This window comes from Streptomyces sp. NPDC013457 (assembly GCF_043089925.1).
Lineage (GTDB): Bacteria > Actinomycetota > Actinomycetes > Streptomycetales > Streptomycetaceae > Streptomyces.
In genome coordinates this window covers 33,614-46,154 of the sequence record NZ_JBICBL010000004.1, presented here as the reverse complement: position 1 = coordinate 46,154, position 12,541 = coordinate 33,614, and the positions used below count along the sequence as shown (strand labels likewise).

Here is a 12,541-nt window from a genome sequence, read left to right as displayed (position 1 = left end):
ACGGCGTGGCAGGCCACCGAACCCGAACCGGCGGGACATCCGGCACCGCATGTACCTGGGGACTCTGTCCTTCGATCTTCTCCTCGGCGACGTTCATTCGTTGAAGGAGAAACGCTCCGTCGTCCGGCCCATCGTCGCCGAGCTCCAGCGCAAGTTCTCCGTGAGCGCGGCCGAGGTGGGCGACCAGGACCTCCATCGCAGGGCCCGGCTGGGCGTCGCGCTGGTGTCCGGGGACGCGGGGTTCGTATCGGACGTGCTCGACCGCTGTGAGCGGCTGGTCGCGGCCCGGCCCGAGGTGGAGCTGCTGTCGGTGCGACGCAGGCTCCACACTGATGAAGACTGAATGAGCAAGGCAAAGAAGGAGAAGGACCAGTGGCCGACAACGCGCGGGCGAAGAAGCTGGCGGACCTCATCCGGGAGGTGGTCGCCGAGAAGCTGCAGCGCGGCATCAAGGACCCGCGCCTGGGTACGCACGTGACCATCACGGACACCCGCGTCACCGGTGACCTGCGGGAGGCCACGGTCTTCTACACGGTCTACGGCGACGACGAGGAGCGGGCCAGCGCGGCCGCCGGGCTGGAGAGCGCCAAGGGCATCCTGCGCTCCGCCGTCGGTGCCGCCGCCGGGACGAAGTTCACGCCGACGCTGACCTTCGTCGCGGACGCCCTCCCGGAGACCGCGAAGACGATCGAGGACCTCCTCGACAAGGCACGGGCCTCCGACGCCAAGGTGCGTGAGGCGTCCTCCGGCGCGAAGTACGCCGGCGAGGCAGACCCGTACCGCAAGCCCGAGGACGAGGACGAAGAGGGCACCACCGCCTGATGAGCACCGCAGGGAAGACGCCCGACGGCCTGGTCGTTGTCGACAAGCCGTCGGGCTTCACTTCGCACGACGTCGTGGCCAAGATGCGCGGGATCGCCAAGACCCGTCGCGTCGGCCACGCGGGAACGCTCGACCCCATGGCGACGGGCGTCCTCGTCCTCGGCGTGGAGCGGGCGACGAAGCTGCTCGGTCACCTCGCGCTGACCGAGAAGGAGTACCTCGGCACCATCCGTCTCGGCCAGACGACGATCACCGACGACGCCGAGGGCGAGATCACGGCGTCCGTGGACGCTTCCAAGGTGACCCGCGAGGGGATCGACGCGGGCGTGGCGGAGCTGACCGGCGCCATCATGCAGGTGCCGTCGAAGGTCTCCGCCATCAAGATCGACGGGAAGCGGTCTTACGCGCGGGTGCGCGGCGGCGAGGAGTTCGAGATCCCGGCCCGGCCGGTCACCGTCTCGTCCTTCCAGGTGTACGACGTCCGCGAGGCCGTCGCCGAGGACGGCACGCCCGTCGTGGACCTCGTCGTCTCCGTGGTCTGCTCCTCCGGTACGTACATCCGGGCGCTCGCCCGCGACCTGGGTGCCGGACTCGGCGTGGGCGGCCATCTGACCGCGCTGCGGCGGACCCGGGTCGGTCCGTACAAGCTCGACTCGGCGCGGACGCTGGACCAGCTCCAGGCCGAGCTGACGGTCATGCCGGTCTCCGAGGCGGCTGCCGCGGCGTTCCCCCGCTGGGACGTCGACGAGAAGCGGGGCCGGCTGCTGCTGAACGGCGTCCGCCTGGAGATGCCGTCCTACCCGGCGGGTCCGGTCGCGGTCTTCGGCCCCGGCGACCGGCTGCTCGCCCTCGTGGAGGAGCAGAAGGGCAAGGCCAAGAGCCTCGCCGTCTTCGGCTGACCCGCCGTACCACGCATGGTGGAGCGGGCACGCGCACGTGCCCGCTCCACACTCCCCCCGGGTGATCCCCCGATCCCCCCGGGCGAGTATCTATCCACTCCGGTCCGCGTATTCACCCCTTCGGGCGGGCGCTTGGAGTGAAACGGGGGAGCGCTGGGGGGCGCGTTCGGCTTGTGTGGTTCTCGGAGTGATCACCGCCGACCTACCGTCGACACCATGGGACGCGGGGACCTCGGCACGCTGGTACGGATCTGCGATCCGGCGGGCCGACCGCGCGGAACGGGCTTCGTGGCCGACGACCGGGGAACGGTCGTCACCAGTCACGAGGCCGTAGACGGGCTCGTCGGGATCGCCCTGCACGCTCCCGGCGACCGGACACACCTCGCCGGCGCCGACGCGGTCACCGCCCTGCCCGGGACCGGTCTCGCGCTCGTGGCGACCGAGGGGCTCGACGTCAGGCCGATGCCGGTCTCCGCACGGACGGAGGTCGAGCCGGGGACGTACGTACGGATCGCGGCCCATGGCTGGCGCGAGGCGCGGGTTCTCGGCGCGGCCGCGGTCAGCCACACGGAAGCCGGGCGTAGGCGGGCCCTCGGCCACGCCTGGGAGCTGGCCATCGGCACCGAAGGCGCGGAAGCCCTTCGGCTGGGCGGACAGGCCACGGGCGGCCCCGTGGTCGACCCGGAGACCGGGGCCGTCCTCGCCGTCCTCGCCACCGCGCTGCACGGCGACCACCGTGCCGCCGGATACGCACTGCCGCTCGCCCCGGTGGACCGGCTGGCCGGGCTGCTGAGGCGCAACGCGGCGACCGCGCCCTGCTACGGATCCGAGCTCAACCTGGCCGCCGTCCTGGAGCTCACCGCCACCTCCACCGGAGCCGTCGACACCGCTGGGGCGGGTCCCGCGCCCGTCGAACGCGCCGACTGCATCCGGGAGTTCGCCGCCTTCACCGCATCCGGCGCACTGGTCCTCGCCCTGGTCGGCGCCCCCGGCACCGGCCGTACGACCGCGCTCGAGGCCCACCGCGCCGAGCGGGCCCGGGGCGCCGAGCCCGCGCCCACGGTCCGGCTGCGCGGGGCCGACCTGCGCGCGGACGACACCTCCGTCGCCGACGCCGCGGGCCGGGTCCTGCGCCAGGCCGGACGCATCGTCACCGCCTCGGGTGCCCGAGGCGACACCACGACCGCCACACCCGAACGCGCCGCCGCACTCGCCCGCGCCGCCGGCCGGCCGCTCCTGATCGTCCTCGACGGCCCCGAGGAGATGCCTCCGGCCCTCGCGCACCGCCTCCCCGCCTGGACCACGGGCACCGAGACCTGGCTGCGTGCCCACAGCGCCCGGCTGATGCTCGGCTGCCGGCCGGAGCACTGGGAACAGGCCTGCCGGCACTACACCCCCGAGGCGCTCCACCGCCCCGCCGACGAGGCGCTGCCCGGCGCGGTGCCCGGTGCCGTACGCCTCGGCGATCTCACCGAGGACGAGGCGCGGCTCGCCCGCGCGCGGTACGGACTCGACCGCACCCCTCCCGCGGCCGACGACGCCCGGCACCCCCTCACGCTGCGGCTGCTCGCCGAGGTACGGGAGGCCATGCCCGGGGGAACGCCCGGGACGCCGGGGCGGGAGGAGGTCTTCGCCGCCCACCTCGACCTGATGTGTCTGAGGGTGGCCGTACGGATCGCCGCCGGAACCCGCCCCGTCCCGCACGGCGCCGCCGTCCGCAGGCTCGCCACGCGCGTCGCCGGGCAGGTCCACGAGGCGGCCCGCAGGTGCCTGGGGCCCGGGCAGGGCGAGCTGGACCGCGCTTCCTTCGAGGAGCTGTTCCCCTGGCGGACCGGCTGGGCCTCCGCCGTCCTGACCGAGGGCCTCCTCGTCCCGGCCGGTTCCGGCTACCGCTTCGGCCACGAGGAGTTCGCCGACTGGATCCAGGGCGCCCACCTGGACGTCGACGGCGCGCTGCGCGCGCTCGCCGAGGTCACCCCGCCCCCGCCTGCCCGTCCGGGCTCTCCGCCCGCGCCGGGCGAGTTCTCCCCGCCCGCGCCCGCCCTTCCGGGCTCTCCGCCCGCGCCGGCCGAGGTCACCCCGGCCGCGCCCGGCCTTCCGGGTTCTCCGCCCGCAGGCCCGTCGCAGGGCCGTCAGGACCCCCTGCCCGTGCCGCGGCACCGGATCGGGCCCGTCGTGCAGGCCCTGCTCCTGATGGACCGCGAGCACGGCTCCGACGCGCTCGGACTCCGCCTGACCGGTCTCGCCGACGCCCTGGACCGGCTCCGCGCCGATGGCCGCGCGGCCGGTGACACCGGCTGGTGGGCCTCCCGGCTCCTGGCCCGGACTCTGCTCGGCCTTCCCGACCCCCGGCCCCACCTCCCGGTCCTCCGTCACCTCGCCGACCGGCTGGGCGCCCCCCGCCCGGCCCCGCCCCCCGGGGAGGCGATCCCCCAGCAGCGCCCCGCGCCGGAAGCCCGGCCCCCGGCCGTCGCCGCCGCGCACGCCGCGACCTCGCCCGCACCGCGCTCCCACCCCTCCGGGCCGGCCGCCCCGGTCTTCGGGCCCGCGTTCTGGCAGGCGCTGCGGGTCGGGGAGGGGGAACGGATCGACCTGCTGCGCAGACTCGTGCCGGCCGACCCGCCCGTCGGCCTGACCACGGCGCCCCGGTTCCTCGACGTCGTCGCCGAACGCCTCGTCGCCGAGCCCCGTGGCGTACAGCCGCTGCTCTGCCGCTGGTTCGGCGACGGACGCGCCCTCGCCGCCGCCCCGTACGCCACCGTCGGCACCGCCGCGCAGGCCCTGCTCCACACCCATCGGCACCTGGCCGTCGACGACCTGTGCGAGGCGCTCGTCGCCACCGCCCACCCGCTCGCCGAAGGACTGCTCGTCGCGCTCACCGAGGACGAGCCGTCGGCCGTCTGCCGGGCCGTCGACCGCTGGGCCCACGACGACGGCCGGCCCGCGCGCCGCACCGCGGCCGCCACGTACGGCAGCCTGGTCGCCCCGCACGCCACGACCGGCCCCGACCGCGAGCTCCTCCGGTACGCCGCCCTCGCCCTGCTCGCCCGCCCCGGCGACGGCTCCCTGCACGGCCCCGCGCTCGGCCTCCTCGTCCGCGACCCGCACACCCGCTCCCGCCATCTGCCCCGCGCCCTGACCCACCCCCGCGTCCCCGCGGACGCCCTCGCCGCCGCGCTCCCCACCCACCCCGAACCCGTCCTCGCCGCCTTCCAGGCCCGGCTGCACGGATCCGGCGAGGCCGCCGGAGAGGCCCTGCGCGCGCTCGCAGAGATCACCACGCCCGCCCTCGCCCGGCGCGCGGCCGCCCTCGTCGGCGCGTACGTCGACCGCCATCCCGAAGGCGCCCGCCACGCCGCCGCCTTCGTGGACCGCCGCCTCGAACACGGGCCCGCCGCCCGCGCGGTCCTGTTCCCCCTGGTCACCGGCCTGCTCCGGGGCCGGCCCGTACAGGTCCGCAGCGCCCTCGCCCCTGTGCTCGCCGCGCCCGGCACGGGGGCCTCCCGCCTGCTGCGCACCGAACTCCTCGACGTACTCCTCGACCACGAGCGGTACGCCGCGCGGGACCTCACCGTGCTCGACGCCCTGCTGCGCGCCGCCGCTCTCGGCTGCGAGAGGCGCCCGGAGGTCCGCACCCGCGACCTCGTCCGCCGCACCGCCTTCCTCCTCGTCCGTACGACCGAGGGGGCCACCTGCTGCGACCGGCGGCTCGTCGAGCTCGCCCGCGAAGTGCCCGCGTTCGGGGTCCAGCTGGCCCGCTGGATCGCCGACGCCCCCGACGACTGGTCCGTCCTGGTCGGCCCCGCCGCCGCCCGTACGGTCCAGAGCGTCGGCAGGTCCATGCCGATGCGAGGAGAAGGCCGTGGGCATGGCAGTCTTAGACCGGCGTAATCGGCGAACAGGCGGACGAGGAGCGGTCACAGTGCAGCGCTGGCGTGGCTTGGAGGACATCCCCCAGGACTGGGGGCGCAGCGTCGTCACCATCGGCTCCTACGACGGGGTGCACCGCGGGCACCAGCTGATCATCGGCAGGGCCGTGGAGCGCGCCCGCGAGCTGGGCGTGCCCTCGGTCGTGGTCACCTTCGAGCCGCACCCCTCCGAGGTCGTGCGGCCTGGCAGTCACCCCCCGCTGCTCGCCCCGCACCCCCGCCGCGCCGAGCTGATGGCGGGCCTTGGCGTGGACGCGGTCCTCGTCCTGCCGTTCACGGCCGACTTCTCGCAGCTCTCCCCGGCGGACTTCATCGTGAAGGTCCTCGTCGACAAGCTGCACGCGAAGGCCGTCATCGAGGGGCCGAACTTCCGCTTCGGCCACCGCGCCGCCGGCAACGTCGCCTACCTCGCCGAACTCGGCGCCACGTACGACTACGAGGTCGAGGTCATCGACCTCTTCGTGAGCGGCACGGCGGGCGGCGGGGACCCGTTCTCCTCGACGCTCACCCGCCGTCTGGTCGCCGAGGGCGACGTGGAGGGCGCCGCCGAGATCCTCGGACGCCCGCACCGCGTCGAGGGCATCGTGGTCCGCGGCGCCCAGCGCGGCCGCGAGCTCGGCTTCCCCACGGCCAACGTCGAGACCCTGCCGCACACCGCGATCCCGGCGGACGGCGTGTACGCCGGCTGGCTCACCGCCGCCGGGGAGCGCATGCCTGCCGCGATCTCGGTCGGTACGAACCCGCAGTTCGACGGGACGGAGCGGACGGTCGAGGCGTACGCCATCGACCGCGAGGGACTGGACCTGTACGGCCTGCACGTGGCCGTCGACTTCCTGGCGTACGTCCGCGGCATGCTCAAGTTCGAGACCCTGGACGATCTGCTCGAAGCGATGGCCGGGGACGTGAAGCAGGCCCGCGAACTCACCGCGGTGTACGACAGGAAGAACTGACCGCCGTTTCCGGGGCGCCGTCCTGCGACGCGCCCCCGGACGTCAGAGCGTCTTCACGCCGGCGCTCACCCAGTGACAGGCCACCTCCCGCGTGCCGCCGCCGCCGAGCACCGGGAGGTCCTCGCTCCGGCAGCGGTCCGCGACCGCCTCGGCCTCGCCCGAGGCCAGGACCTGGCAGCGCGCGTGGAAACGGCACCCGGACGGGATGCGGGCCGGATCCGGCGGCTCGCCGGCCAGCACCACCGGCGCCCCCTCGGACTCCGGCAGCACCGACAGCAGCGCCCGGGTGTACGGATGCCGAGGGGCAGTCAGGACCGACTCCACCGTGCCGGTCTCCACGATCCGCCCCAGGTACATCACCGCGACCCGGTCCGCGATGTTCCACGCGAGGCCGAGGTCGTGCGTCACGACCAGCGCCGAGAGCCCCAGTTCGTCGCGGAGCCGCAGCAGCAGCGCCAGGATCTCGCCCCGTACCGATGCGTCCAGCGAGGCCACCGGCTCGTCCGCCACGATCAGCTCCGGCTGCAGGACCAGCGCGCCCGCGATGACGACACGCTGGCGCTGCCCCCCGGACAACTCGTGCGGATAGCGCAGGAAGAACCGCTCCGGCGGGCGCAGGCCGGCACGGGACAGGGCCTGGGCGACCGCAGCCCGCTCGTCCCCGTCGTACCCGTGGATCCGCAGCCCCTCGGCCACCGCGTCGTACACGGTGTGCCGGGGGTTCAGCGAGCCGCTCGGGTCCTGCAGGACCAGCTGGGCGCGCCTGCGGTACGCCTTGAGGGCGCGGGAGGTGTACGCGAGCGGCTCACCGGCGAAGGACACGGAGCCGGCCGTCGGCGGCACCAGCCCGAGCAGCGACCGTGCGAGCGTGGTCTTCCCGCACCCCGACTCGCCGACCAGGGCCACGATCTCCCCGGCGCCGATGTCGAGATCCACCCCGTCCACGGCACGCGCGGGGGGAGCGCCCCGTCTCCCGGGGAAGGTGACACACAGCCCGCTCGCGGACAGCAGCGGACCGGTGGCCTTCGCCGCGCCCTCCGGAGGCGCCGAGGCCACCGACGCGCCCGAGCCCGCGCCGGCGCCCGCGCCCACGCCCGTCGGTGCGGCGTCCGGTGTCAGCGGGTTCATGAGCCACTCCCTACGTGTACGCAGGCGGCGCGGCGCCCCGCGCCCGCCTCCCGCAGCTCCTGGTCCTGCTCCCCGCAGACCTCCACGGCCGCCGGACAGCGCGGATGGAACGCGCATCCGGCAGGCAGGTCGGCGGGATCCGGCGGATCGCCCGGAAGGCCGCGCGGCGCCCGGCGCGACGCCGGGTCGCCGATCCTCGGGAAGGCCGACGACAGGGCGCGCCCGTACGGGTGCTCCGCCGCGTCGTACACCTGACGCGCAGGGCCCTCCTCCACCACCCGCCCCGCGTACATCACCGCGAGCCGGTCACAGGTGTCGGCGAGGACCGCGAGGTCGTGACTGATCATCAGCAGGCTGATGCCGTCGTCGGCCACGAGACGCTCGATCAGACGCAGGATCTGCGCCTGGATCATCACATCGAGCGCCGTCGTCGGTTCGTCCGCCACGATCAGGCGCGGATCGCAGGCCAGCGCCATCGCGATCATCACGCGCTGCCGCTGCCCGCCGGACAGCTCGTGCGGATAGGCCGCCGCCCGCGCCGCCGGCAGACCGACGTGCTCCAGGAGTCCGCCGACCCGCTTCCGCGCCTCCGCCGGGGTGGGCCGCCCGTGCACGAGCAGCGGCTCGGCGATCTGGTCGCCGATCCGCTGTACCGCGTTCAGCGAGTGCATCGCGCCCTGGAAGACGATCGACGCGCCCGCCCAGCGCACGGCCCGCAGCCGCCCCCACTTCATGGCGAGGACGTCCTCGCCGTCCAGCAGGATCTGCCCCGTCAGCCGCGCCGAGGCGGGCAGCAGGCGCAGCAGCGCCAGCGCCATCGTCGACTTGCCGCACCCCGACTCGCCCGCGACGCCGAGCTTCTGCCCGGCCTCCAGGGTGAGGTCGACGCCCCGCACGGCGGGGACGGCCGACGCCCCCGACCCGTACGTCACCGACAGGTTCCGTACCTCGAGCAGGCTCATCGCCCCACCCCCAGCTTCGGGTTCAGCACGGACTCGACCGCCCGGCCGCACAGCGTGAAGGCCAGCGCGACCAGCGCGATCGCGATCCCGGGCGGCGCGAGGTACCACCAGTGGCCGGACGAGACCGCACCCGCCTCCCGGGCGTCCTGGAGCATGCCGCCCCAGGAGACCACCGTCGGATCGCCCAGGCCCAGGAAGGCGAGCGTCGCCTCGGTGAGGATCGCGGTCGAGATGCCGAGCGTGGTCTGGGCGAGGACCAGCGGCATCACGTTGGGCAGCACGTGCCGGCTCATGATGTGCCCGTGTCCACCGCCGAGCGCCGTGGCCCGCTCGATGTACGGACGGGACTCCACTGCGATCGTCTGGGCCCGCACGAGACGCGCCGTGGTCGGCCAGCTGGTGACGCCGATCGCGAGGATCACCGTCCACATCGAGCGGGACATCACGGTCGCGAGCACGATCGCGAGGACGAGCGTCGGCATGACGAGGAACCAGTCCGTGATGCGCATGACGACCGTCGAGAACCAGCCGCCGTAGTGCCCGGCGATGATCCCGACCAGGGTGCCGATGGCGACCGAGAGCGCCGCCGCGAGCAGCCCGACGAGGAGCGAGATCCGCGCGCCCCAGAGCAGCAGCCCGAGCAGCGAGCGCCCGAACTGGTCCGTCCCGAGGGGGAATTCGGCGCTCGGCGGCTCCATGGCCGTACCCGGCGCATTCGTCACGGACTGGACGTCCGCGCCGACGAGGAGCGGGGCGGTGAGCGCGAGCAGGGCGATCAGGGCGAGCCCGGTGAGACCGTAGAGACCGGCGCGGTGGGTGCGGTACTGCTTCCAGAAGCGGGACACCGTACCGCGTCGGCGTTCCCAGGCCAGAGACGAGAGTGACGAGGAGGTCATCGGCCCACCCGGGGGTCGAGCAGCGGATAGAGCAGATCGGCGATCAGGTTCATCACGATCATCGCGCCGGCGAAGACCACGAAGAGGCCCTGGACGAGCGGCAGATCGGGCACGCTGAGCGCCTGGTAGAACAGCCCGCCGAGGCCCGGCCAGGAGAACACCGTCTCCACCAGGATCGAACCGGCCGCCACATGGCCGAGGTTGATGAAGACCATCGTCACCGTCGGCAGCAGCGCGTTCGGCACGGCGTGGCGGCGCCGTACGACGTCGTCGCGCAGCCCCTTCGCCCGGGCCGTCGTCAGATAGTCGCTGCCCATCTCGTCGAGCAGCGAGGAGCGCATGACGAGCAGCGTCTGCGCATAGCCGACCGCCACCAGGGTGACGACCGGCAGCACCATGTGGTGGGCCACGTCGAGAACGTACGCGAAGCCGGTCTCACCCGCGCCCGACTCCATGCCGCCGGTCGGGAAGAGACCGGGGACCGGCCCCATGCCCACCGAGAAGACGATGATCAGCAGCAGCCCGAGCCAGAACGAGGGCACGGACCAGAGGGTCAGCGCGACGCCCGTGCTCACCTTGTCGCCGAGCCCGCCGTGGTGCCAGGCGGAGCGGGTGCCGAGCCAGAGGCCGAGCGCCGAGTAGATCACCACGGCGACACCGGTCAGCAGCAGTGTCGCCGGCAGTTTCGTCGCGATGAGATCGCCGACCGGGGCGTGGAACTGGTACGACGTGCCGAGATCGCCGCTCAGCGCCTTGGCGCAGTAGTCGGTGAACTGCTGCCACAGCGGCAGATCGAGCCCGAACTGACGGCGCAGCGTCGCCAGCTGCTCCGCCGAGGTGGGGATCCCGTGCGTCATCGCCTTGACCGGGTCGCCGGGGATGATCCGGAACAGGAAGAAGCTGGTGACCAGGACGGCGAAGAGCGAGACGGCCGCGCCGCCCAGCTTCCCGGCCACGTAGCGGAGGTACTGGAAGGTCGTACCGGTACGGGACGCGCCGTCCGTGGTGCGGACCTTCTCGGTCCGCACCACGTCGGCGGGGGTGCTTGCTGTCGTCACGTCGCCGCTCGTCTACTCGCGGTCGTCGGCGGTGGAGCGCCGCCGCATGCCGAGGAGGACACCGAGGCCGACCACGACCACCACGGCCGCGCCGATGCCGAGGATCACACCGTTGGAGGACTCGCGCTCGGATCCGGCGGCGGTGGACGCCGGGGTCGGCGCGGCGGACCACCAGCTCCAGTAGCCGTCCTGCCCCCAGAGGTTGCCGGCGGCCGCGGGCATGGTCGTGATGGACTTGATCTGGTCCGAGCGGTACGCCTCCAGGGCGTTCGGGTAGGCCATGATGTTCATGTACCCGGTGTCGTACAGTCTCGACTGCATCTGCTTGACGAGATCCGCCCGCTTGGCGGCGTCGTACTCCGCCGACTGCTGCGCGTACAGCGTGTCGAACTGCTTGTCGCAGATGAAGTTGTCGGTGGCGCCCGTGTCCTTCGGGGTCGCGGGCAGTGTGCCGCAGGTGTGGATCGACAGGACGTAGTCGGGGTCGGGGTTGACCGACCAGCCGTCGAAGGCGAGGTCGTAGTCGCCCTTCGTCCAGGGATCGCCGACGTTGTCCAGGCACTCGACCTTCAGCCCGATGCCGAGCTCGCCCCACCACTCCTGGAGGTACTTCCCGACCGCCTTGTCGTTCGGGTCGGTGGCGTGGCAGAGGATCCGGAAGTCGAGCGGCCTGCCGTCCTTGCCGACCCGCTTGCCCTCGCCGTTCTTCCGGTAGCCGGCCTGGTCGAGCAGCTGCGCGGCCCTGGCCGGGTCGTAGGCGCGCTTCTGCGCGGCGCCCGGCTTCCAGAAGTACGCGCCGAAGCGCGGCGGGATGTACCCCTCGCCCTCGACGGCGTGGCCCTGGAAGACCTTGTCGACGATCGTGGTCCGGTCGACGGCCAGGAAGAGCGCCTTGCGGACCGCCGGGTCCAGGAGCGCCGGGTGGCCGTTGCCGAAGGTCTTGCCGTCCTTGGAGCGCGCGCCCGGGTTGGTGGCCAGGGCGAAGAAGCGCCGGCCGGGGGCGTCGTTGACCTTGATGTTCTCGGCGGACTTCAGCGCCGCGGCCTGAGCGGGCGTCAGGTTCGAGACGAAGGACACCTCGCCCTTCTGCAGCGCGGCGACGGCGGCGTCACCGTCCTTGTAGTACTTGAACACCAGCTCGTCGAACTTGGGTGCGCCCCGCCAGAAGCCCTTGTTCGGCTTCATCTTGATGTACTGGTCGACCTTGAAGTCCGTGATGACGAACGGTCCGTTGCCGACGATCGGGAACTGCTGGTCGTTGTTGAACTTCGAGAAGTCGCCGACCTTCTCCCAGACGTGCTTGGGCACGATCGGCACGTCCAGCGCCGTCATGGTGGCCTGCGGCTTCTTCAGCTCGATGACGAGGGTCCGCGGGTCGGGTGCGGTGACCTTCTTGAAGTTGGACGTGAAGCTGCCGTTCGCGGTGGCGGCGTTCGGGTCCGACATCATCTTGCCGAACGTCCAGGCGGCGTCCTCGGCGGTGGCCTTCTTCCCGTCGGACCACGTCGAGTCCTCGCGGATCGTGTACGTCCAGGTGAGCTTGTCCGGCGAGGACGTCCACGCGGTCGCCAGACCCGGGATCACCCGGGCGTCCTCGGCGTCGTAGTTCGTCAGGTACTCGTACGCCAGACGGTGGATGCTGGTCGACACGAGCTTCTGGGCGAGGAACGGGCTCAGCGAGTCGACGCTCTGCGAGACGGCGACCGTGAGGGTGGTGCCGCCGCTCTTGGCGTCGCCATCGGCGGCCGGCGCGGCCTGGGCCGTGACCTGGGGGACGGCCATCAGCGTGGTGGCGGCGACACCCGCGGCGAGCAGCAGCCGGGGGAGTCTTCGGGAGGCGGCGGGGCGGGGCGGGACCTTCGTGACCATGACCATAGGACGTACCTCGCGTCGTGGA

General features: G+C 73.3%; 10 protein-coding genes. 5 read left to right on the top strand and 5 right to left on the bottom strand.

The window, feature by feature from the left end; genetic code table 11:
* The first annotated feature begins 49 nt into the window (after positions 1 to 49).
* The 5 genes from ACF1G2_RS12055 (at position 50) to ACF1G2_RS12035 (ending at position 6,600) form a co-directional block, all read left to right on the top strand.
* Positions 50 to 343, top strand: a complete 294-nt coding sequence (locus ACF1G2_RS12055; protein WP_391798180.1) for a DUF503 domain-containing protein — start codon at positions 50 to 52, stop codon at positions 341 to 343.
* Between the two features lie 29 nt (positions 344 to 372).
* A complete protein-coding gene (gene rbfA, locus ACF1G2_RS12050; protein ID WP_361434416.1) occupies positions 373 to 822 on the top strand; it encodes a 30S ribosome-binding factor RbfA in 450 nt (149 codons plus the stop codon).
* Entirely contained in the window at positions 822 to 1,721 is a 900-nt protein-coding gene (gene truB, locus ACF1G2_RS12045) for a tRNA pseudouridine(55) synthase TruB (RefSeq protein WP_391798179.1), read from the top strand. Before rbfA ends, truB begins: the two co-directional genes overlap by 1 nt.
* A 216-nt stretch (positions 1,722 to 1,937) precedes the next feature.
* On the top strand, positions 1,938 to 5,612 hold the full coding sequence (locus tag ACF1G2_RS12040) for a trypsin-like peptidase domain-containing protein (protein WP_391798178.1): 3,675 nt from the start codon (positions 1,938 to 1,940) through the stop codon (positions 5,610 to 5,612).
* Positions 5,613 to 5,643: 31 nt separating this feature from the next.
* The gene (locus tag ACF1G2_RS12035) at positions 5,644 to 6,600 is read left to right on the top strand and encodes a bifunctional riboflavin kinase/FAD synthetase (RefSeq protein WP_391798177.1); all 957 of its coding nucleotides are present in this window, start codon (positions 5,644 to 5,646) and stop codon (positions 6,598 to 6,600) included.
* A gap of 42 nt (positions 6,601 to 6,642) precedes the next feature.
* Here the strand turns inward: ACF1G2_RS12035 and ACF1G2_RS12030 are convergent, their stop codons facing one another.
* Genes ACF1G2_RS12030 through ACF1G2_RS12010 form a run of 5 tightly spaced genes read right to left on the bottom strand, consistent with a single transcriptional unit; the run spans position 6,643 to position 12,513 of the window.
* The gene (locus tag ACF1G2_RS12030) at positions 6,643 to 7,728 is read right to left on the bottom strand and encodes an ABC transporter ATP-binding protein (RefSeq protein WP_391798176.1); all 1,086 of its coding nucleotides are present in this window, start codon (positions 7,726 to 7,728) and stop codon (positions 6,643 to 6,645) included.
* Complete coding sequence (locus ACF1G2_RS12025) at positions 7,725 to 8,690, bottom strand: ABC transporter ATP-binding protein (RefSeq protein WP_391798175.1); 966 nt, start codon at positions 8,688 to 8,690, stop codon at positions 7,725 to 7,727. The genes ACF1G2_RS12030 and ACF1G2_RS12025 overlap by 4 nt, the downstream gene beginning before the upstream one ends.
* Positions 8,687 to 9,586: an ABC transporter permease gene (locus tag ACF1G2_RS12020; RefSeq protein ID WP_391798174.1), complete on the bottom strand. Its 900-nt coding sequence runs from the start codon at positions 9,584 to 9,586 to the stop codon at positions 8,687 to 8,689. The genes ACF1G2_RS12025 and ACF1G2_RS12020 overlap by 4 nt, the downstream gene beginning before the upstream one ends.
* The gene (locus ACF1G2_RS12015) at positions 9,583 to 10,644 is read right to left on the bottom strand and encodes an ABC transporter permease (protein ID WP_391798173.1); all 1,062 of its coding nucleotides are present in this window, start codon (positions 10,642 to 10,644) and stop codon (positions 9,583 to 9,585) included. The genes ACF1G2_RS12020 and ACF1G2_RS12015 overlap by 4 nt, the downstream gene beginning before the upstream one ends.
* 12 nt (positions 10,645 to 10,656) lie before the next feature.
* A complete protein-coding gene (locus ACF1G2_RS12010; protein ID WP_391798172.1) occupies positions 10,657 to 12,513 on the bottom strand; it encodes an ABC transporter substrate-binding protein in 1,857 nt (618 codons plus the stop codon).
* Between the last annotated feature and the right edge of the window lie 28 nt (positions 12,514 to 12,541).

Coding starts and splice junctions, on each gene's coding strand:
- ACF1G2_RS12055 (WP_391798180.1), top strand. CDS start 50: ATGTACCTGGGGACTCTGTCCTTCGATCTTCTCCTCGGCGACGTTCAT.
- truB (WP_391798179.1), top strand. CDS start 822: ATGAGCACCGCAGGGAAGACGCCCGACGGCCTGGTCGTTGTCGACAAG.
- ACF1G2_RS12040 (WP_391798178.1), top strand. CDS start 1,938: ATGGGACGCGGGGACCTCGGCACGCTGGTACGGATCTGCGATCCGGCG.
- ACF1G2_RS12030 (WP_391798176.1), bottom strand. CDS start 7,728: ATGAACCCGCTGACACCGGACGCCGCACCGACGGGCGTGGGCGCGGGC.
- ACF1G2_RS12025 (WP_391798175.1), bottom strand. CDS start 8,690: ATGAGCCTGCTCGAGGTACGGAACCTGTCGGTGACGTACGGGTCGGGG.
- ACF1G2_RS12020 (WP_391798174.1), bottom strand. CDS start 9,586: ATGACCTCCTCGTCACTCTCGTCTCTGGCCTGGGAACGCCGACGCGGT.
- ACF1G2_RS12010 (WP_391798172.1), bottom strand. CDS start 12,513: ATGGTCACGAAGGTCCCGCCCCGCCCCGCCGCCTCCCGAAGACTCCCC.